The sequence below is a fragment of the Allokutzneria albata genome, from assembly GCF_900103775.1.
Lineage (GTDB): Bacteria > Actinomycetota > Actinomycetes > Mycobacteriales > Pseudonocardiaceae > Allokutzneria > Allokutzneria albata.
This window is the reverse complement of record NZ_LT629701.1, coordinates 4,813,250-4,832,017: the sequence shown is the minus strand read 5'-3', so window position 1 is coordinate 4,832,017 and position 18,768 is coordinate 4,813,250. Positions and strand designations below refer to the sequence as shown.

Annotated in this window: 19 protein-coding genes; 9 read left to right on the top strand and 10 right to left on the bottom strand. The window is 70.4% G+C overall.

Annotated elements, in window-relative coordinates; genetic code table 11:
* The first annotated feature begins 21 nt into the window (after nucleotides 1-21).
* Entirely contained in the window at nucleotides 22-837 is an 816-nt protein-coding gene (gene ehuA, locus BLT28_RS21595; RefSeq protein ID WP_030428942.1) for an ectoine/hydroxyectoine ABC transporter ATP-binding protein EhuA, read from the top strand.
* A 6-nt stretch (nucleotides 838-843) separates the two neighbouring features.
* On the opposite strand, the gene BLT28_RS21590 is transcribed toward ehuA, so the two are convergent.
* The gene (locus tag BLT28_RS21590; RefSeq protein ID WP_030428943.1) at nucleotides 844-1,260 is read right to left on the bottom strand and encodes a nuclear transport factor 2 family protein; all 417 of its coding nucleotides are present in this window, start codon (nucleotides 1,258-1,260) and stop codon (nucleotides 844-846) included.
* 42 nt (nucleotides 1,261-1,302) lie between these two features.
* On the bottom strand, nucleotides 1,303-1,848 hold the full coding sequence (locus BLT28_RS21585; protein ID WP_030428944.1) for a cysteine hydrolase family protein: 546 nt from the start codon (nucleotides 1,846-1,848) through the stop codon (nucleotides 1,303-1,305).
* A 71-nt stretch (nucleotides 1,849-1,919) separates the two neighbouring features.
* Here BLT28_RS21585 and BLT28_RS21580 point away from each other — a divergent pair, with 71 nt between their 5' ends.
* Nucleotides 1,920-2,873, top strand: a complete 954-nt coding sequence (locus tag BLT28_RS21580; protein ID WP_030428945.1) for a GlxA family transcriptional regulator — start codon at nucleotides 1,920-1,922, stop codon at nucleotides 2,871-2,873.
* Nucleotides 2,874-2,882: 9 nt separating this feature from the next.
* On the opposite strand, the gene BLT28_RS21575 is transcribed toward BLT28_RS21580, so the two are convergent.
* On the bottom strand, nucleotides 2,883-3,512 hold the full coding sequence (locus BLT28_RS21575) for a LysE family translocator (protein WP_030428946.1): 630 nt from the start codon (nucleotides 3,510-3,512) through the stop codon (nucleotides 2,883-2,885).
* Nucleotides 3,513-3,548: 36 nt separating this feature from the next.
* Here BLT28_RS21575 and BLT28_RS21570 point away from each other — a divergent pair, with 36 nt between their 5' ends.
* A complete protein-coding gene (locus BLT28_RS21570) occupies nucleotides 3,549-4,322 on the top strand; it encodes an enoyl-CoA hydratase-related protein (RefSeq protein WP_030428947.1) in 774 nt (257 codons plus the stop codon).
* Between the two features lie 9 nt (nucleotides 4,323-4,331).
* A complete protein-coding gene (locus BLT28_RS21565; RefSeq protein WP_043811069.1) occupies nucleotides 4,332-5,849 on the top strand; it encodes a succinic semialdehyde dehydrogenase in 1,518 nt (505 codons plus the stop codon).
* On the opposite strand, the gene BLT28_RS21560 is transcribed toward BLT28_RS21565, so the two are convergent.
* Nucleotides 5,846-7,210, bottom strand: a complete 1,365-nt coding sequence (locus BLT28_RS21560; protein ID WP_030428949.1) for an amidase — start codon at nucleotides 7,208-7,210, stop codon at nucleotides 5,846-5,848. The two genes, BLT28_RS21565 and BLT28_RS21560, sit on opposite strands and share 4 nt — an antisense overlap.
* A 29-nt stretch (nucleotides 7,211-7,239) precedes the next feature.
* On the bottom strand, nucleotides 7,240-8,157 hold the full coding sequence (locus tag BLT28_RS21555) for a D-2-hydroxyacid dehydrogenase (protein WP_052407198.1): 918 nt from the start codon (nucleotides 8,155-8,157) through the stop codon (nucleotides 7,240-7,242).
* Between the two features lie 139 nt (nucleotides 8,158-8,296).
* Between BLT28_RS21555 and BLT28_RS21550 the strand changes: the two genes are divergently transcribed.
* From BLT28_RS21550 to BLT28_RS21540, 3 genes are read left to right on the top strand one after another with little or no spacing between them, the layout of a single operon-like run.
* Nucleotides 8,297-9,037, top strand: a complete 741-nt coding sequence (locus BLT28_RS21550) for a maleate cis-trans isomerase family protein (RefSeq protein ID WP_030428951.1) — start codon at nucleotides 8,297-8,299, stop codon at nucleotides 9,035-9,037.
* Nucleotides 9,038-9,077: 40 nt separating this feature from the next.
* Nucleotides 9,078-9,797 (top strand): maleate cis-trans isomerase family protein, encoded by a 720-nt coding sequence (locus tag BLT28_RS21545; RefSeq protein ID WP_030428952.1) that lies wholly within the window; start codon nucleotides 9,078-9,080, stop codon nucleotides 9,795-9,797.
* Nucleotides 9,797-10,483, top strand: coding sequence for a GntR family transcriptional regulator (locus tag BLT28_RS21540; protein WP_030428953.1), 687 nt, complete (start codon nucleotides 9,797-9,799; stop codon nucleotides 10,481-10,483). Before BLT28_RS21545 ends, BLT28_RS21540 begins: the two co-directional genes overlap by 1 nt.
* Here BLT28_RS21540 and BLT28_RS21535 read toward each other — a convergent pair.
* Together BLT28_RS21535 and BLT28_RS21530 are read right to left on the bottom strand one after the other, a co-directional pair.
* Nucleotides 10,480-10,983: a DUF3830 family protein gene (locus BLT28_RS21535; protein ID WP_030428954.1), complete on the bottom strand. Its 504-nt coding sequence runs from the start codon at nucleotides 10,981-10,983 to the stop codon at nucleotides 10,480-10,482. The genes BLT28_RS21540 and BLT28_RS21535 overlap by 4 nt on opposite strands.
* An 11-nt stretch (nucleotides 10,984-10,994) precedes the next feature.
* Nucleotides 10,995-12,251: an aspartate aminotransferase family protein gene (locus BLT28_RS21530; protein ID WP_030428955.1), complete on the bottom strand. Its 1,257-nt coding sequence runs from the start codon at nucleotides 12,249-12,251 to the stop codon at nucleotides 10,995-10,997.
* 99 nt (nucleotides 12,252-12,350) lie between these two features.
* Between BLT28_RS21530 and BLT28_RS21525 the strand changes: the two genes are divergently transcribed.
* On the top strand, nucleotides 12,351-13,814 hold the full coding sequence (locus tag BLT28_RS21525; protein WP_030428956.1) for an NAD-dependent succinate-semialdehyde dehydrogenase: 1,464 nt from the start codon (nucleotides 12,351-12,353) through the stop codon (nucleotides 13,812-13,814).
* Complete coding sequence (locus BLT28_RS21520) at nucleotides 13,811-14,875, top strand: tartrate dehydrogenase (RefSeq protein WP_030428957.1); 1,065 nt, start codon at nucleotides 13,811-13,813, stop codon at nucleotides 14,873-14,875. Before BLT28_RS21525 ends, BLT28_RS21520 begins: the two co-directional genes overlap by 4 nt.
* Nucleotides 14,876-14,997: 122 nt before the next feature.
* Here BLT28_RS21520 and BLT28_RS21515 read toward each other — a convergent pair whose 3' ends face one another.
* The 3 genes from BLT28_RS21515 to BLT28_RS21505 form a co-directional block, all read right to left on the bottom strand.
* Nucleotides 14,998-16,557: an alpha/beta hydrolase gene (locus tag BLT28_RS21515; RefSeq protein ID WP_030428958.1), complete on the bottom strand. Its 1,560-nt coding sequence runs from the start codon at nucleotides 16,555-16,557 to the stop codon at nucleotides 14,998-15,000.
* Between the two features lie 230 nt (nucleotides 16,558-16,787).
* On the bottom strand, nucleotides 16,788-17,318 hold the full coding sequence (locus BLT28_RS21510) for an NUDIX domain-containing protein (RefSeq protein WP_407638740.1): 531 nt from the start codon (nucleotides 17,316-17,318) through the stop codon (nucleotides 16,788-16,790).
* Nucleotides 17,296-18,720, bottom strand: coding sequence for an amino acid permease (locus tag BLT28_RS21505; protein ID WP_030428960.1), 1,425 nt, complete (start codon nucleotides 18,718-18,720; stop codon nucleotides 17,296-17,298). The genes BLT28_RS21510 and BLT28_RS21505 overlap by 23 nt, the downstream gene beginning before the upstream one ends.
* Nucleotides 18,721-18,768: the final 48 nt, after the last annotated feature.

Here is an 18,768-nt window from a genome sequence, read left to right as displayed (position 1 = left end):
CTAGGAAAGGACCGCAAGCTCATGAGCCAGCCGGCCACCGAGGCAGCCCTGACCTCACGCAAGGACGGGCAGTTCATCCACTTCGACAAGGTGTCCAAGCGCTTCGGCGACAACGTGGTGCTCAACGACCTCTGCTTCGCGATGGGCGCGGGGGAGCGGGTCACGCTGATCGGGCCGAGCGGCTCGGGCAAGACCACGATCCTGCGGATGCTGATGACGCTGATGAAGCCGGACACCGGCACGATCCGCGTCGGCGAGGACTACCTCTACCACGAGGAGCGCGGCGGGAAGCTGGTGGAGGCGGGCGAGGCGCACATCCGCAAGGTGCGCCAGCGCATCACCATGGTTTTCCAGTCCTTCAACCTCTTCCCGAACATGCGGGTGCTGCGCAACGTCACCGAGGCGCCCGTGCACGTCCTCGGACTGTCCAAAGAGGAGGCCGAGGAGCGCGCGCTCGGCCTGCTGGAGATGGTGGGCCTGGACCACAAGATCGACGCGTATCCCTCGCAGCTCTCCGGCGGCCAGCAGCAGCGGGTGGCGATCGCCCGTGCGCTGGCGATGCAGCCGGATGTGCTGCTGCTGGACGAGGTGACCTCGGCGCTGGACCCGGAGCTGGCCGCCGGAGTGCTCGACGTGCTGCGCGACGTCGCCAAGACCACCGACGTCACGATGCTGTGCGTGACCCACGCGATGAAGTTCGCCAGAGACATCTCGCACCGCGTGCTGATGTTCTGCGAGGGCCGCATCATCGAGGCCGCGCCGCCGGAGGAGATGTTCGACTCGCCCACCCACGAGCGGACGCGGTCCTTCCTGCAGTCCGTGCTGGACGAGACCTAGGACCCCTCAGCGCGTGAACGCCTGCGCCACGGCGAGGCTGTCCTCGTAGACGTGGTGCCGGGTGACCAGTCCGTCCTCGACCGTGAGGTGCAGGGCGAAGCGGGCCCGGTAGGCCCGTCCGGTGGACTTCGCGGTCTGCCGGATCTCGCCCAGCACCACGGCGTCGTCGCCGTCCACGAGGATGCGTTCGATCTCCGTCCCGGCTTCGCCGGGCACGTGGTTCTCGCCGATCTGGCGGTAGTGCTCGGCGGCGTCGGCGCGCGTGGACCTGTGCTTGATCCAGGGAGTTTCGGCGCGACCGTGCTCCGCCTCGGGCCAGTCCAGCTTCCAGTCGCCTTGCTCGGCGTAGAGTTCCGCGATCCGCTCGGGGTCGCCCTCGCCGATCCGCCGCAGCAGGTCCATCACCGTCTCGCGTGTTGTCATGCCTCATTTCTAGCCCGGCGGGCGCGTCGAATCGATTACCTCTCAGGTAAGCACGGCGCGCGTGGTGGTCACCTCGGCGAAGTTGTCGTGCAGGTTCACCGCGACCACGCGGGCGATCTCGTCCGCGGTGACGACCGATCCGTCCTGCGCGGTCTCGTCGAAGGTGAACGTGGCGTCGAGGACGTACCTGATCTCGTAGCCGAGGTCGCCGCCGACGCGCGTCGTGGTCTCCACGCAGCGGTTCGTCTGGATGCCGCACGTGACGAGCCTGGTGATACCGCGCTCCTGCAGCCACGCGTGCAGGTCCTCCTCGCCGTGGAAAGCGGAGTGCACGCTCTTGTTGACCAGGAAGTCCGGTATGACGCCGTCGAGCTCGGACTTGAACTCGTTGCCTTCCTGGCCGGGCCGCAGCGGCGAGCCGGGCTTGGTGGAGTTGTGCCGCACGAGGACGATCGGCTGGCCTTCGCGCTGCCACGCCTCGATGAGCAGCCGGATGTTCGCCTCGGCGTCGGGGTTGTTGCGCTTGCCCCAGAACTCGGCGTCGTCGAACCCGCGCTGCACGTCGATCACGATCAGAGCTGTTGTCATGCCGTCGAGCCTGCCCGTCGGGTGCGCGCGAAGGGAGTGGCAGAACTGGCACGAAGGAGTACTTTTCTGCCATGCGCACGATCGGTCTTCTCGCCCTGCCGGACACCCGCTCCTTCGACGTCGCCGTGACCGCCGAGGTGTGGTGCGTCGACATGCCCTTGGCAACCATTGCAGCCTCCGGAGGACCGTTCGAGGTGAGGATCTGCGCGCCCCGCAAGGCATCCGTGGCCTTGCGCCCGATCGGCTCGCTCACGCCGACCCACGGCTTGAGCGGTCTGGCGGACTGCGATCTGGTGGTGCTGCCGGGCCGGTACGACCCGTTGGCGCCGGTGCCGCAGTCGGTGATCCGGGCGCTCCGCGACTACGACGGGGTGATCGCGACGCTGTGCTCCGGCGCGTTCACCGCCGCCGCGGCCGGGCTGCTCGACGGCAGGCCCGCGACGACGCACTGGCGGTTGCTGCCGCAGCTCGCATCAGCGGCGCCGCGCGCGGAGATCCGAGGCGATGTGCTCTTCACCGACGACGGCTCGGTGCTGACGTCAGCGGGGGTTGTCGGCGGAGTGGACCTCTGCCTGCACCTGGTGCGACGGTCGCTGGGGGCTTCCGTGGCGACCGCGCTCGCCCGGCGGTTGGTGATGCCGCCCGCGCGGGAAGGGGACCAGCGCCAGTTCATCGACGCCCCGGTGCCGCCGCGGCCCGCACAGGCGGGCATCGGGTCCACAGTGGACTGGGCGAGCGCCAGGCTGGAGTCCCCGCTCGGCGTGAGCGATCTGGCCGCGCACGCGGGAATGAGTGAGCGCTCCTTCCAGCGCGCGTTCACCGCGGCGATGGGCACCACGCCGGGGAAGTGGTTGCTGGCGCAGCGAGTTCGGCACGCGCAGCGCCTGCTGGAGAGCACGGAGCTGTCGGTCGACCGCGTCGCCCAGCGCTGCGGCCTCGGCACCGCGGCCAACCTCCGGCGCCGCATGCACGCCGCCCTCGGTGTCACCCCCGGTGCCTACCGCCGCACCTTCCACACGCCGTAGCGCCCCTGATCAGTCGAGGGCCACGCGGAGGCCGAGGGCGACGAGGACCGCGCCGGTGAGGCGTTCGAGCGCCAGCTTGACCCTGGGGGCGGACAGGAGGCGGCCGAGCTTGCCGATCAGCACCGAGAAGACCGTCCACCACGCCACCGCGAGCGCGAGGAAGACCGCGGCCAGCACCGCCGAGGTGGCCATCCGGGACTCCCCCGCGGCCACGAACTGCGGCAGCAGGGTCAGGAACAGCAGGGCGATCTTGGGGTTGAGGATGTTGCTCAGCACGCCCTGGCGGAACGCCGCGCCGCGCGCCATCGGCTCCTTGACGGCATCCGTCAAGGAAGCCTGGACACCGCGCAGGCCGTGCCGGGCCGCCCAGAGCGCCTGCACGCCGAGCCACACCAGGTAGGCCGCGCCCGCGAGCTTCACCACGGTGAACGCGGTCGCCGAGGCTGCCAGGAGCGCGGAGAGGCCGACCACCGCCGCCAGCGCGTGCACCGCGATGCCCGCGCAGCAACCGAGTCCGGTCCACCACGCCGCCGCCGTGCCACCACGCACCCCGTTGCGCAGCACGAGGGCCATATCAGGACCGGGTGTGACCGTCAGCACGACAACGACGGCCAAAAAGGGGATGAGTAGTTCCGGCACCTCGTCAGGCTAACTCCACGGCGCTACGGTCGGGCCATGGTCGAGTACCGGAACCTCCTCGTCGATCGCACGGACGACACCGTTCGGATCACGATGAACCGGCCGGAGCGCCGCAACGCGCTCTCCGCCGAGCACCTGACCGAGCTGCTGGCCGCGTTCCGCGCGGCGGGGGACTCCGACGCGACCGGTGTGGTCCTGGCCGGGACGGGCAAGGTCTTCTCCGCCGGGCACGACTTCGCCGACGTCGCCGCGCGGGACCTCGACGGCGTGCGGGAACTGCTGGAGCTGTGCACCGAGGTGATGCGCACCGTCCAGTCCATCCCGCAGGTGGTGATCGCGCGGGTGCACGCGCTGGCCACGGCCGCCGGGTGCCAGCTCGTCGCGTCGTGCGACCTCGCCGTGGCCGCCGCGTCCGCCGGGTTCGCGCTCCCCGGAGGGAAAGCCGGGTGGTTCTGCCACACGCCCGCCGTTCCGGTGGCCCGGGCCATCGGCCGCAAACGCCTGATGGAGCTGGCACTGACGGGCGATCCGATCGACGCGGCCACGGCCGAGCAGTGGGGGCTGGTCAACCGCGTCGTGCCGGACGAGGAGCTGGACGCCGCCGTCGACGACCTGCTCGCGCGCGCGACGCGGGGCAGCAGGGCCAGCAAGGCGGCGGGCAAGCGGACGCTCTACGCGCAGCTCGACCGGCCGGAGGCGGACGCCTACGAGATCGCGCTCGAAGCCATGGCGGCGGCCTCGCAGACGCCGGGTGCCAAGGAGGGCATGTCCGCGTTCCTGGAGAAGCGCAAGCCGTCCTGGCCCGACTAGGGGGCCGGCATGATCGACAAGAACATCGTCCTGTCGTCGTCGGGGACCACCACCTCCGTGGTCACCCCGCTGACCGGCAGCCACTACGCGGCGCTTCCCGTGTCCACTGTGGACGACGTGGCCGAGGCGTACGCGCGAGCGGCGGCGGCGCAACGCGAATGGTGCGCCGTTGCGCCGAGAGAACGCGGTCAGGTCCTGCTGCGCTTCCACGATCTCTTGCTGTCACGGCAAGCAGAGGCCCTGGACATCATCCAGACGGCGACCGGGAAAGCTCGCTGGCACGCCTTCGAGGAGCTGGCCGGGACGGCGGTGGGAGCCCGCTACTACGGCAGGCGCGCCGAGCGGATGCTGGCCTGCACCAGGCGTTCCGGCTTCCTGCCCGGCGTCATCCGGGTCGACGAGGTGCGGCGGCCCAAGGGCGTGGTCGGCGTCATCTCGCCGTGGAACTACCCGCTCGAACTGGGGGTCTCCGACGGGCTCGCCGCCGTGGCCGCGGGCAACGGCGTCGTGCACAAGCCCGACGTCCAGGGCGCGCTGACCGCGCTGTGGGGAGTCGGCCTGCTGCGTGAAGCCGGTATGCCCGAGGACCTGTGGCAGGTGGTCGTCGGCGACGGTCCCACGATCGGCGGAGCGGTGGTCGACGGAGCGGACCACGTCTGCTTCACCGGTTCCACGCGCACCGGGCGCGAGGTCGCCAAGCGCGCGGCGGAGCGGCTCGTCGGCGTGTCGTTGGAGCTGGGCGGGAAGAACGCGTTGCTGGTGCTCGACGACGCGAACCCGGACAGGGCCGCGGAGATCGCGGTGCGCGCGTGCTTCACCTCGGCGGGGCAGCTCTGCGTCTCAACCGAGCGGCTGTACGTGCACGACGCCGTCCACGACGCGTTCATGGAGTGCTTCCTCCGGCGGGTTCGGCACATGCGGCTCGGTGTCGGGCTGGACTGGTCGGCGGAGATGGGGTCCCTTGCCTCCCAACGCCAACTCGGCGTCGTCGAGGAGCACGTGCGCGATGCCGTCGAGAAGGGCGCGCGCGTGCTCACCGGGGGCAAGAGACGCCCTGATGTCGGGCCGTACTGCTATGAGCCCACCGTGCTCGCGGGCGTCACCGAGGACATGACGTGCTTCGCCGAGGAGACCTTCGGACCGGTCGTCTCGGTGTACCGCTGCTCCACTGTGGACGAAGCGGTGCACATGGCCAACGACACCCGCTACGGCCTCAACGCGAGCGTGCTGAGCGGGAACGTCCGAAGTGGACGCGTCGTGGCCGCGCGGCTGAACTCCGGGTCGGTCAACGTGAACGAGGGCTACGCGTCGAGCTACGGCAGTGTGGACGCGCCGATGGGCGGGATCGGGGACTCCGGCATCGGCAGGCGGCACGGTGCCGAGGGCCTGCTCCGCTTCACCGAGGCGCAGACCATCGCCAGCCGGCGCGGCATCGGCCTCGGCCGTCCACCGCTGGTCGGCTTCCGATCGCTGGCGCGCGGATACACCTTGCTGCTCAAGCTCTTCCGCGCGCTCGGCCGGTCCTAGCGGGCGGGGACGACCTCCTCGACCAGGCGCGCGACGGCGAGCACGAGATCGTCGGAGTGACGGGGCCCGACGATCTGCAGGCCCACGGGCAGCCCCGCGGCGGTCCGGCCGACCGGCATGCTGATCGCGGGCTGCTGCGTCATGTTGAACGGGTAGGTGAACGGCGTCCAGTCCGGCCAGCTCCGCATACCGCTACCCGGGGGCACGTCCACGCCGGCCTCGAACGCGGTGATCGGCATGGTCGGCGTGATCAGCACGTCGTGCCTGGTGTGGAACTCGCCCATGGTGATGCCCAGCGCGGCCCGTTCGGCGTTCGCGCCGAGGTAGTCGCTGGCGGTGTACGTCCCGCCCTGCTCCCACAGCATCCGCAGCCCGGGGTCGAGCTGGTCGGCCGAGCCCGCGGGGAAGGTGTCCAGCCACTTCGCGGCGCCGGTCGACCACAGCACCCAGAACGCCTCCTTAGGGTCCTGGAAACCGGGGTCGGCCTGGTCGACGTGCAGTCCGGCCTCGTCGATCGCCCGCACCGCCGCCGCCACGATCTCCGCGACCTCGGGGTCCACGCCGACGTAGCCGAGGTCCGGCGAGAACGCCGCGCGCAGCCCGCGGACGTCGCGCCGCACGGCCTCGCGGTAGGTGCCGACGAGCTGGGGAAGTGCCGCCGGATCACGGTAGTCGGGCAACGCCAGCACGTCCTGCAGCAGCGCGATGTCGTCGACGGACAGCGCCATGGGACCCGCGTGCGACAGCGGACCGAAGGGGCTCGCGGGGAACAACGGGATGCGCCCGTGCGTCGGCTTGAAACCGACGATCCCGCAGAACGAAGCGGGAATCCGCACCGAGCCACCGCCATCGGTGCCCACCGAGAGCGCGCCCATGCCCGCGGCGACGGCGGCCGCGCTGCCACCGCTGGACCCGCCCGCGGTTTTCGTTGCGTCCCAAGGGTTCCGGGTCACACCGGTGAGCGGGCTGTCGGTCACACCCTTCCACCCGAGCTCGGGAGTCGTGGTCTTTCCCAGCAGCACCAGGCCGTTCTCCCGCATCCGCGCGGTGACCGGGCTGTCCACCACCCACGGCTGCTCCGGGTCGATGCAGCGCGACCCGCGCAGCGTCGGCCAGCCGACGCTGAGGAACATGTCCTTGATCGAGGCGGGAACGCCGTCCAGCCAGCCGATCGGGTTGCCGTCGTGCCACCGTTGCTCGGAAGCCTTGGCCTGCTCCATAGCGGCTTCGGCGTCGACGAGGCAGTAGGCGTTGTAGTCGCCGTCCGCGCGCTCGATGGCGTCGAGCGCGGACCGGGTCGCCTCCACCGGCGAAAGCTCTCCGGAGGAGTACGCGGCGGCCAGTTCGCTCGCCGTCGGCAGGCTGCTCGTGTTCGGGGCCGTGACCCTCCTCAGCGTGTGCTCGGCACGTAGCCCAGCTGCTTGTCGACGACATTACGAAGATCACGATCGGCCCGCCACCGCCGAAAGTTGTCCGCGAAGACCTCGACCAGCGCGTCCCGCCAGCCGACGAAGTCGCCGGACATGTGCGGTGAGACAAGGACGTTCTCCATCGTCCACAAAGGACTGTCTTGGGGCAGCGGCTCGGTCTCGAACACGTCGAGCGCGGCTCCGGCGATCACCCCGTCGCGCAGCGCGTCGACCAGGTCGGAGGTCACCACCAGCTCGCCGCGGCCGACGTTGACGAACCGAGCGGTCGGGCGCATCGCGTCGAACGCGCGGGAGTCGAACATCCCCTTGGTGTGCTCGGTCAGCGGCGCGACCGCGATGACGAAGTCCGCGTCCGGCAGGTGGTCGACGAGCCGGTCGGCCGCGTGGACGGTGCCGAAGTCCGGGTCGTCCGCGCGGGCACGGCGGCCGACCCCGGTCACCTCCAGTCCGACCGCGCGCAGCAGCCCGGCGATGGCCCTGCCGATCGGGCCGGTGCCGACGACGAGCGCACGTTTGCCGGTCAGTCGCTCGGTTTCCCTGTGCAGCCAACGTTTCCGGCTCTGGAGTTCGGCCGAACGAGCGAAATCCTTGGCGAAGGCCAGCAGCACGCCCAGCACGTACTCGGCGATCGGGCGGTCGAAGACGCCGCGGGAGTTGGTCAGCACCACGTCGCTGTCCCTGAGTCCGGGGAAGAGCACCGGGTCCACTCCTGCGCTGGCGATATGCACCCAGCGGAGCCGGTCGGCGGCGTGCCAGGCACCCGGAACGGCCTTGGAGAGGAAGTCGTAGACGAACAGCGCGTCCGCGCCGCGCAGCGCTTCGGCCAGGCCGTCCTCGCGGGTGTAACGAACCACCGCGGCGGCCTCGATGCCCTGCATGCCAGGCGGCAGCCGGTCGCCGTGCAGAACCGTGAGCACTGGGGTTTCGGGCACGTTGACACGCTAAAAGTCGTTCGTATGATTGTCAACAATCCGAGGAGTCACCCCGGAGGCCACTCCTCACCCTGGGAGCCCAGCCTTGGATTTGGATCTCTTGGAGTTCGACGGTCCGCTCGCCCAGCGGGGGATCGGCGTGATCGCCCCGTTCGACCTGGCGCTGGAGCGGGAGCTGTGGCGGTGGGTGCCGATGGAGGTCTCCCTGCACCTGGCCCGCACCCCGTACGAACCGGTGCCGGTCAGCATGGAGATGGCCAGGCTGGTCAGCAACAGCGCCCACCTCGCCGCGGCCACCAGGGACGTGCTGCACGTCGAGCCCGAGGTCGTGGCGTACCTGTGCACCTCCGGCAGCTTCGTCAACGGCGTGGACTACGAGCGCTCGCTGTGCAAGGCGATCTGCGACGCGGGCGCCCCGGACGCGGTGACCACCTCCGGCGCGCTCGCCGAGGTGCTGCAGCAGCTGGACCTGCGGGCGGTCTCGGTGATCACCCCCTACGACGAGGACCTGACCAGGAGCCTGCAGGCCTTCCTGACCGAACTGGGCGTGCGCACGGTCTCCAGCGACTACCTCGGGCTGGGCGGAGGGATCTGGAAGGTCGGCTACCGCACCATCGCCGAGCGCATCCTCGCCGCGAACCACCCCGAGGCCGAGGCGATCTTCGTCAGCTGCACCAACCTGCCCACCTACGACCTGATCGAGCCGCTGGAGCGCAGGCTCGGCAAGCCCGTGCTCACGGCCAACCAGCTGACCATGTGGGCCTGCCTGCGCCGGATGCGGCTGCCCATCGTGGGGCCGGGCGGCTGGCTCCGCGAGGTCACCTGAATGGCCTAGGATTGTCGACAACCCTGTTGGAGGACCCCCGATGCCGACGATCGGCTTCATCTACCCCGACCACGCGGTGGAGGACGAGTACCCGTTCGCGGCGCGACTGCTCGGCGCTGACGTGCGGCTCCCGGTCGAGCACATCTACGGCACGGACCTGCACGCGGTGCCCGAGCTGCTGGACCTCGGCAGCCCGGAACGGCTCGCCGAGGGCGCGCGGCTGCTGGCCAAGCACGAGCCGGACGCGGTCGTCTGGGCGTGCACCAGCGGGAGCTTCGTCTACCGGTGGGACGGCGCGGCCGACCAGGTCGCGAAACTGGCCGCCGCCGCGGGGAAACCGGCCTCCAGCACGTCCTTCGCCTTCGCCAACGCGGCGCTGGCGCTCGGGCTCCGCCGGGTCTCGGTCGCCGCGAGCTACCCGGCCGGCGTCGCGGAGTACTTCGTGGAGTTCCTCGGCGCGGGCGGTGTGGAGGTCGTGTCCATGGCGAGCGCCGACATCGACACGGCCGCCGAGGTGGGCAGGCTCAGTCCCGAGGCGGTGATCGAGTTCGCGGTGGCGCACGACCACCCCGGCGCCGACGCCGTCCTGGTGCCGGACACCGCGATGCGCACGCTCGACGTGGTCGACGAGATCGAGAAGCGGCTCGGCAAGCCCGTGCTGACCGCGAACCAGGTGACCGTCTGGGAGGGCCTGCGGCTGGTCGGCGCGCACCCCAGGACCGACGCCCTCGGCACACTTTTCCGCACAGGAGGTGCGTGATGGCGCTGCCGGACATCGAACCGGTCAGCCGGGAGTCCACCGCCGAGATCATCGCGCGGCAGCTGCGCGACGCGATCATGTACGGCTCCCTGCCGCCCGGCACCCAGCTCGGCGAGACCGAGCTGGCGTCGAGGTTCCAGGTCTCCCGCGGGCCGCTGCGCGAGGCGATGCAGCGGCTGGTCTCCGAGGGCCTGCTGCGCGCGGAACGGCACCGCGGGCTGTTCGTGATCGACCTGGGCCCGGCCGACGTGTACGACATCTACTCGGCGCGGTCGGCGATCGAGCGCGCCGCGGTCATCCGGATCATGCGCGGCGGCGACCGGGAGAACGTCGCGGCGACGCTGGACGAGACCGTGCGGGCGATGGCCGTGGCCGCCGATGACGACGACCCGACCGCGCTGTCGGACGCCGACCTCAAGTTCCACGAGGCGCTGATCGCCGCCTCCGGCAGCCCCCGCCTCGTCCGGATGGCGCGCACGCTGCTGATCGAGACGCGGATGTGCCTCGCCGAGCTGCAGCGCACCTACCAGGCGGTGGAGGAGCGCGTCGGCGAGCACAACCAGATTATCGAGGCGATCCGCGCCGGGGACGAGGACCTCGTGCTCTCCCTGCTGGAGGCCCACATGGAGGACGCCGTCCGACGCCTCGCCCCCGGAACGAGCCTCACCGCGGGCGCGGCGCCCTAGTCGGTGGCGCGGGCGAAGGAGAGGGTTTCGCCCTCCACACCGCGCAGCCACAGGTCCTGGGCGGCGGCGGCGATCTCGGCGAGCCCCTCCTCGATGGTGGCGAAGACGTTGCCGGGCACCCAGCCCGCGTCGCCGTTGATCAGCAGGTTGTTGCGGCCGTAGAAGATCGCCAGGTCGGTGGCGCCCTGGTCGCTGTGCGCCTCGCTGGCGTCCTCGTAGCCGTAGGCCGGGTTGCCGATCTCCCACGCCTCGAAGCCGAAGTACACGACGTCGCCGGGGATCGGCGTCACGGTCGGGTTCTCCCTGCCGGGCTGGGGATCGGCGAACGGCGGGACCAACGTGTAGATCTCGTTGCGGGCGTACTTGGCGTGGTAGGCCGATCCGCTCTGCGGCAGCGCGTCCCACACGGCCTTGCAGGTCCGCGGCGCCTCCGCGTCGAGCAGCCGGGCGCGGCAGGACACCCCGCGCTTGTCCAGGGTGATGGTGATGTAGCGGGCCACTTCGATTCCCCTCAGCTCTTGGTGACGGACGCGACGGCGTCGGCCCAGATCTCCAGGGCCTCGTCGATCTGCTCGGCGGTGACGATCAACGGCGGGATCATCCGGACGACGTTCATGTGCGCACCGCAGGTCAGCAACAGCAACCCGCGTTCCGCCGCTGCCTTCTGCGCGGCCTGCGCGGTGGGGTTGTCGGGCTCCCCGTCGGAGGTGGTGAACTCGGAGCCGACCAGCAGCCCCAACCCGCGCACATCGCCGATCCGCGGCGTCTTGTCCGCGATCAGCCGGGCGCCGGCGAGCAGCTGTTCGCCCCGTGAGGCCGCGTTCTCGACCAGGCCCTCGTCCTTGATCACGCTCAGCGTCTCCGCGGCCGCCGCGCAGGAGACCGCGTTGCCGCCGTAGGTTCCGCCCTGCGAACCCGGCCACGCCTTGCTCATCAGCTCGGTCGACGCCGCGATGCCGGAGAGCGGGAAGCCGCTCGCGAGGCCCTTCGCGATCACCACGATGTCCGGTCGCACGTCGAAGTGGTCGTGGCCCCAGAACTTGCCGGTGCGCCCGAACCCGGTCTGCACCTCGTCGATCACCAGCAGGATGCCGTGCCGGTCCGCGCGCTCGCACAGCCCCGCGAAGAACTCGGTGTTCGCGGGCACGTAGCCGCCCTCGCCGAGCACGGGCTCGATGAAGAAAGCGGCGGTCTCGTGCGGCGCGGTGACCGTGGCGAAGAGGTAGTCCAGCTCCCGCAACGCGAACTTCGTCGCCGTCCCGACGTCCCACCCGTAGCGGTAGGCGTTGGGGAACGGTGCCACGTGCACGCCGCCCATCAACGGCGAGAAGCCCGCGCTGAACCGCGTCCCGGACGTGGTCATGGTCGCCGCGGCCACCGTCCTGCCGTGGAAACCTCCTTGGAACACAATGACATTCGGACGTCCGGTGGCCTGGCGGGCCAGCCGCAGCGCCGCTTCGACGCCCTCGCTGCCGGAGTTCGAGAAGAACAGCGAGTCCAGGCCGGGCGGCAGCACCTCGCCCAGCTTCTCGGTGAGTTCGAGCATCGGCTTGTGCATCACCGTCGTGTACTGGCCGTGGATCAGCTTGCCGATCTGCGCCTGGGCCGCGGCGACGACGCGGGGGTGGCAGTGGCCCGTGCTGGTCACCCCGATCCCGGCGGTGAAGTCGAGGTTGCGCTTGCCGGTGGTGTCGTAGAGGTAGACGCCCTCACCGCGGTCGACGACGACCGGGGTTGCCTGCTTGAGCACGGGGGAAAGCTGGGCCATGAACACTCCTGACGCACGCGAGGGGTGTTGTAGATTGTCGACAATATTCGTAGCATGGGGTTCGGACCGACGCAATGAACGCCTTCGGCGAGGAGCGGGATGTCTGAGATCAGCGAGAGCGGCGTGGTCGACGCGGTCGCGAAGGAGCTGTTCATCGGCGGCGAGTGGGTCGCCGCCAAGGACGGGAAGACCTTCGCCGTGCACGATCCCTCGACGGGGGAACGGCTCTGCGAGGTCGCGGACGCCTCGCCCGCGGACGGCAGGGCGGCACTGGACGCGGCCGTGGCCGCACAGCCCGGGTTCGCCGCGATGCCGCCGCGCGAACGCGGGGAGATCCTGCGCCGTGCCTACGAGATCCTCTTGGCGCGCAACGAAGAACTCGCGCTGCTGATGACGCTGGAGATGGGCAAGCCGCTGGCCGAGGCGCGCGGCGAGGTCGCCTACGCCGCCGAGTTCTTCCGCTGGTTCGCCGAGGAGGCGGTGCGCATCGACGGCGGCTATGCCGTGGCGCCCAACGGGAACGGGCGGTTCCTGGTCACCAGGCAGCCGGTCGGGCCGACCCTGTTGATCACGCCGTGGAACTTCCCGATGGCCATGGGTGGGCGCAAGCTCGGCCCGGCGATCGCGGCCGGCTGCACCTCGGTGATCAAGCCCGCGGCGCAGACCCCGCTGTCCATGCTCGCCCTCGCGGGCATCCTGGCCGAGGCGGGACTGCCGGACGGCGCCCTCAACGTGATCACCACGAACGACGCGGGCGGGGTGATGGAGCCGTTGATCCGCGACGGACGCGCGCGCAAGCTCTCCTTCACCGGCTCGACCGCCGTCGGTCGCACACTCCTCGAGCAGTGCGCGGAGAAGGTGCTGCGCACCTCGTTGGAGCTGGGCGGCAACGCGCCGTTCCTGGTCTTCGACGACGCCGATCTGGACGCCGCGGTGGACGGCGCGATGCAGGCCAAGATGCGCAACATCGGCGAGGCGTGCACCGCGGCGAACCGGTTCTACGTGCAGCGCGGGGTCTACGAGGAGTTCGCCCGCAGGCTGACCGAACGGATGGCGGCGCTGCCGATGGGCCGCGGCACCGAGGACGGTGTCGTCGTCGGCCCGCTGATCGACGAAGCGGCCGTGCGCAAGGTCAGCGAGCTGGTCAGGGACGCGGTCGACCGCGGCGCTAAGGTGCTGACCGGAGGGTCCGAAGTGGACGGTCCGGGGCACTTCTACCCGGCGACCGTGCTCACCGACGTGCCGCGCGACGCGCGCATGTCCGGCGAGGAGATCTTCGGCCCTGTGGCACCGATTTCCGTCTTCGACACCGAGGACGAGGCGGTCGCCGCGGCCAACGACACCGAGTACGGACTGGTCTCCTACCTCTACACCAATGACGTGAAGCGCGCGCTCCGCGTGTCGGAACGGCTCGAAGCCGGGATGATCGGCCTGAACCAGGGCATCGTGTCCAACCCGGCGGCGCCCTTCGGCGGGATCAAGCAGTCCGGTCTCGGCCGCGAGGGCGGAACCGTTGGCATCGAAGAGTTCCTGGAGACCAAGTACATCGCGGTGAGCCTGTGAGGACCTACGAGATCGCCTCGATCCCCGGCGACGGCATCGGCGTCGACGTCACCGCCGAGGCACGGAAGGTGCTCGACGAGGCCGCGTCGCTGCACGACTTCCGTCTGCGGTGGACGGAGTTCGACTGGAGCTGCGAGCGCTACGCGCGGACCGGCTCGATGATGCCGGAGGACGGTATCGCGCGGCTCGCCGGGTTCGACGGGATCCTCCTCGGCGCGGTCGGCTTCCCCGGCGTGCCCGACCACGTTTCCCTGTGGGGACTGCTGATCCCGGTCCGCAGGGCCTTCGCGCAGTACGTCAACCTGCGCCCGGTCCGCCTGCTCCCCGGGACCGGTTCCGTGCTGCGCGGCCGCTCCGCGGAGGAGCTGGAGATGGTGATCGTCCGGGAGAACTCCGAGGGCGAGTACTCGGCCATCGGCGGCAGGCACAACACCGGCCAGCCCAGCGAGTTCGTGCTCCAGGAGTCGGTGTTCACCCGGGTCGGCGTCGAGCGGATCATCCGCTACGCCTTCGAGCTCGCCCGCACGCGCGACGGCAGGCTGTGCTCGGCGACGAAGTCCAACGGCCTGATCCACTCGATGCCGTACTGGGACGAGATCTTCGCTGAGATCGCCGCGGAGTACCCGGACGTCAAGAGCGAGCAGTGCCACGTGGACGCGTTGGCGGCGCGGATGGTCCAGCACCCGGAGCGGCTGGACGTGATCGTGGCGTCCAACCTCTTCGGCGACATCCTCAGCGACCTCGCGGCGGCGGTCACCGGTGGGCTCGGCATGGCCCCGTCCGGCAACATCAACCCGCCCGGCGAGCACCCGTCCATGTTCGAGGCGGTGCACGGCAGCGCCCCCGACATCGCGGGTCAGGGCATCGCCAACCCGGTCGCCCAGGTCCTCGCGGGCGCGATGATGCTGGATCACCTGGGTGAAACCGTTGCCGCACAAGCGGTTCGCTCCGCCGTCGACGCCGTCCTGGAGGCCAAGGAGGTCGCGACGCCCGACCTCGGCGGGACTGCGACGACCGAGCAACTGGGCACCGCCGTCACCGGCGCACTGCTAGCTCCGTGACCCTCACCTCCGCCAGGCGCGCCACAACCCAGGGCGGGTGACGTGCGAAAGCCACCCTCGCCCGCACACCGCGATGTGGCACTCGCTTCACGGCGCGAGTGCCACATCGGGTTTCAACGACCTCAGCCGTGCATGCGGAGGTGGGCCGGAGGTGCCGCGGTGGACGCGCTCGCGGTCGGCACGGGGTCGACGTGCGGCGGAACGCTCACGTCGCCATGCGGGAGCCTGCCGTCGACCAGGTACTCCTTCACGATCCGCTCGGCCTGCGGGTTGGCGAAGGTGGCCGGGCGTCCGAGCACGGTGGTCGTGCTCGAGTCGCGTTCGGTCACCAGCACCGAACCCCGCAGTCGCTGGTGCATCGCGACGGAGTCCGCGTACGGCGTGACGGCGGCCCGGTCGGTCGCGAACATCAGGACCGGCGGAAGCCCAGCGCCGGTGGTCCTGATCCGCTCCTCGTGCCCGCCGGGCCAGTTGGCGCAGGCGGACGGGATCGTCACGTTGTACCAGCCCCAGGAAGTCCCCTTGGACACCTTGGTGAAGTCCCGCTCGATCTTCGCGCGGTCCGCGGGCCAGTCGGTGTCGAGGCAGGCGACCGACATCAGGCTCGCGATGTAGCGCTCGACCTCGGTGCCCCCGGTCGGGGTGGCCCACTCCAGGACGGCCCGTTCGTCACCGCGCAGCACGTAGTCGGCCATCGCCTTCGCGAGCGGCTCCCAGTAGGCCCCGTGCGACTGGGTGCTGACGTAGGCGTCCAGCAGTTCGGCCGCGCCGACGTTCTTCAGCGGTCCGTGCGGACGCGCGCGGAAGTCGCCGAGCATCTTCTGCCAAGCCGCGCTCACCGCCTCCTGGGTCTTGCCGAGGTGGAACACGTTGTCGTACTTGGCGATCCAGTTCAGGTAGTCGCGATGCCTGCTCTCGCCGAGCCGCACCTGGTCGAGTCCGAGCTCGTACCACATCTGCTTGGTGTCGGGGTGCAGCGAGCTGTCGAACACGACGCGGTCGAGGCGGCCCGGGAACTGCTGGCCGAACGCGGTGCCGACGTAGGCGCCGTAGCCGGAGCCGATGAAGCTGGCCTTGCGCTCGCCGAGCCGGGTGAGCAGGCGGTCCATGTCCCGCACCACGTTGCGCGTGCCGAAGTGCCTGAGCCGGTCGCCGTTCTTCTCACCGCAGGCCTTGGAGTACGCCTGCCACCGGTTCCAGCTCAGGTCCCGCTGCTGCGGCAGGTCCGGGTCGGGCTGCATGGTCCGCCAGTAGTCCTCGCCGACGCAGCTAGGCTGTTCGCTGTGGCCGACGCCGCGGGCGTCCATGCCGATGACGTCGTAGGCGTCGAGCACCTCCTTCGCGAGGCGGGTGTAGCCGTTCGCGTCCGCCTTCGTCATCTTCCCGGCGTGCAGCACACCCGCTCCGGTGGTGCCGCCCGGGTTGACCAGGAGCACACCGCGTCGTTTCGCGGGATTCGTGCTGGCGCGTTTCGAGACGAGCACGTCGATCTGCGCACCGCCGGGATTGGCGTAGTCCAGCGGAACGCGAAGGATCGCGCATTTCAGTTCGGGATATGTTCCCGCCACGTCGGCCGGACAGGAACCGAATTCGAGCTGGTCCGCGAAAGCAGGGGTGGCGGCGGCGGTCGCGGCCCCCGTCGCGAGTATCGCGGCAAGGCTGAGCGTGAGGATTCTCCTCATTCGAACCCCAGTTCGTGTCGTGGTCCATCTCGAGTGGAAAGCGCAGGCCACGAAGCTTTGCGGTGCACAACGCGCACGACAGTCATCGGCCTGCCCGAAAGCGAGCACCACTGTGCTCGGCGCGAGGCTAGCGCACGATAACGCTCATTGCGGGGGTTTCATTCTTTACTGAAACCCCTCGGTCGAATACCTGGCTATTGCCGTATTGGGCGGGGAAACCGGAGTGCTGCTCAGCCGCGTTCGTGCAAAAGGAGCAGTGCGTAGGCGGCGATGGACTGAGCGTCGGTGATCTCACCGTTGGCGATCATCGCCTCGAACTCCGCGCGGGTGAACCACGCCGTGCGCATGTCCTGCTCCTCGTGCTCGCGCTCCGGCTCGCCCTGCTCCAGCTCGGTCGCCAGGAAGACGCGGCCGCGCTGGCTGGACATGCCGGGCGCCACGTCGAGCAGGCCGAGGTCGGTCATCCGCCCGGCGCGCAGGCCGGTCTCCTCGCGCAGCTCGCGCGCGGCCAGCTCGACCGGCTCGCTGTCCGCCCGCTCCGGCGCGGTGCCCTGCGGGAACTCCCACCGGCGCAGGCCGAGCGCGTAGCGGTACTGCTCGACCAGGTGCAGCCGGTCCCCGTCCAGCGGGACCACCAGCGCGTACTGGGGCTTGTCCACCACGCCGTAGATCCCGCGCGACCCGTCCGCGCGGAGGATGCCGTCCTCGCGCACGGTCATCCACGCGTTGGCGTAAACCTCACGACTGTCCAGCTTGTGCACGCTCACCATGTTGCCAGTCGTTCAGCCGCGACCGGTGCACGCCGTACAGGAAGTACACGCCGAGCCCGACGACGGTCCAGATCGCGAACGCCAGCCACGTCTGCGGCTTGAGCCCGGCCACCAGCAGCACGCACAGGCCGAGCCCGATGATCGGGGTGATCGGCATCAGCGGGGCGCGGAAGCTGCGCGGCAGGTCCGGCTTGGTCCGGCGCAGCACCAGCACGCCGATGTTGACCAGGGCGAACGCCACCAGGGTGCCGATGCTGGTGGCCTCGGCGAGCTGGCCGAGCGGGACGAACGCGGCCAGCGCCGCCACCACACCGCCGACCACGAGGGTGTTGGCCGTCGGCACCCTGCGCTTGCCGACCCTGGCGAACATCGCGGGCACCAAGCCGTCTCGGGACATCGACACCAGCACCCGCGTCTGTCCATAGAGGACGGTGAGGACCACGGAGGCGATCGCGATCACCGCGCCGAAGGCCAGCACCGTCGACGGCCAGCCCGCCCCGGTGACATCGCGCATCACCGCGGACAGCGACGCCTCCTGGCCGCCGAGCGCGTCCGCGCCGACCGCCCCGACCGCGGTGAGCGCCACCAGGACGTACATGGCGGTCACGATGCCCAGCGAGATCACGATCGCCCTCGGCAGGTCGCGCTGCGGGTTGCGGGCCTCCTCGCCCGCCGTCGACGCCGCGTCGAAGCCGATGAAGGAGAAGAACACCGCGGAGGCGCCCCCGGTGATCCCCGCGATCCCGGCGGGCGCGAACGGCGCCATGTTCTCGGAGTTGAACGCGGTCACCGTGACAGCGACGAAGAAGACCAGCACCAGCAGCTTCAGCACGGTGGTCACCGTGGTCACCACCGCGCTCTCCCTGGCCCCGCCGACGAGCACGAGTGCGGCCAGCAGCACCACGACCGCCGCGGGCAGGTCCATGATCCCGCCCGCCGCGGGGGAGCTGGCCAGCGCGTCGGGGATGCGCACCCCGATGGCCGAGTGCAGGAACTCGTTGAGGTAGCCGCCCCAGCCGACCGCGACGGCCGCGACGGAAACCCCGTACTCCAACAACAAACACCATCCGCACAGCCATGCGACGAACTCGCCCATGGTCGCGTAGGAGTAGGAGTACGCCGAGCCGGAGACCGGGACCGCGCCCGCCAGCTCCGCGTAGGACAGGGCCGAGAACAGCGCCGCGAGCGCCGCCAGGACGAAGGAGAGCACCACCGCCGGACCGGCCTGCGGAGCCGCCTCGCCGAGGACGACGAAGATCCCGGTGCCCAGGGTCGCGCCGACCGACAGCGCGATCAGCGGGACCAGGCCGAGACTGCGTTTGAGCTGTGTGTTGGCGCCTTCGTCGGTGATCCGTTCGACGGGCTTGGTCCGCAACAGCGACTGGAGCGTCAGCGACACGAGCGGGGACGCTACTCGCACCGCGGTGCCGCCCAGGAACCT

What these genes read in the sequence shown, in the direction of transcription:
- BLT28_RS21590 (WP_030428943.1), bottom strand. Translation starts at nt 1,260, where the DNA reads ATGACAACACGCGAGACGGTGATGGACCTGCTGCGGCGGATCGGCGAG.
- BLT28_RS21515 (WP_030428958.1), bottom strand. Translation starts at nt 16,557, where the DNA reads ATGAGGAGAATCCTCACGCTCAGCCTTGCCGCGATACTCGCGACGGGG.
- BLT28_RS21585 (WP_030428944.1), bottom strand. Translation starts at nt 1,848, where the DNA reads ATGACAACAGCTCTGATCGTGATCGACGTGCAGCGCGGGTTCGACGAC.
- BLT28_RS21545 (WP_030428952.1), top strand. Translation starts at nt 9,078, where the DNA reads ATGCCGACGATCGGCTTCATCTACCCCGACCACGCGGTGGAGGACGAG.
- BLT28_RS21565 (WP_043811069.1), top strand. Translation starts at nt 4,332, where the DNA reads ATGATCGACAAGAACATCGTCCTGTCGTCGTCGGGGACCACCACCTCC.
- BLT28_RS21570 (WP_030428947.1), top strand. Translation starts at nt 3,549, where the DNA reads ATGGTCGAGTACCGGAACCTCCTCGTCGATCGCACGGACGACACCGTT.
- ehuA (WP_030428942.1), top strand. Translation starts at nt 22, where the DNA reads ATGAGCCAGCCGGCCACCGAGGCAGCCCTGACCTCACGCAAGGACGGG.
- BLT28_RS21525 (WP_030428956.1), top strand. Translation starts at nt 12,351, where the DNA reads ATGTCTGAGATCAGCGAGAGCGGCGTGGTCGACGCGGTCGCGAAGGAG.
- BLT28_RS21540 (WP_030428953.1), top strand. Translation starts at nt 9,797, where the DNA reads ATGGCGCTGCCGGACATCGAACCGGTCAGCCGGGAGTCCACCGCCGAG.
- BLT28_RS21580 (WP_030428945.1), top strand. Translation starts at nt 1,920, where the DNA reads ATGCGCACGATCGGTCTTCTCGCCCTGCCGGACACCCGCTCCTTCGAC.
- BLT28_RS21530 (WP_030428955.1), bottom strand. Translation starts at nt 12,251, where the DNA reads ATGGCCCAGCTTTCCCCCGTGCTCAAGCAGGCAACCCCGGTCGTCGTC.
- BLT28_RS21555 (WP_052407198.1), bottom strand. Translation starts at nt 8,157, where the DNA reads ATGCAGGGCATCGAGGCCGCCGCGGTGGTTCGTTACACCCGCGAGGAC.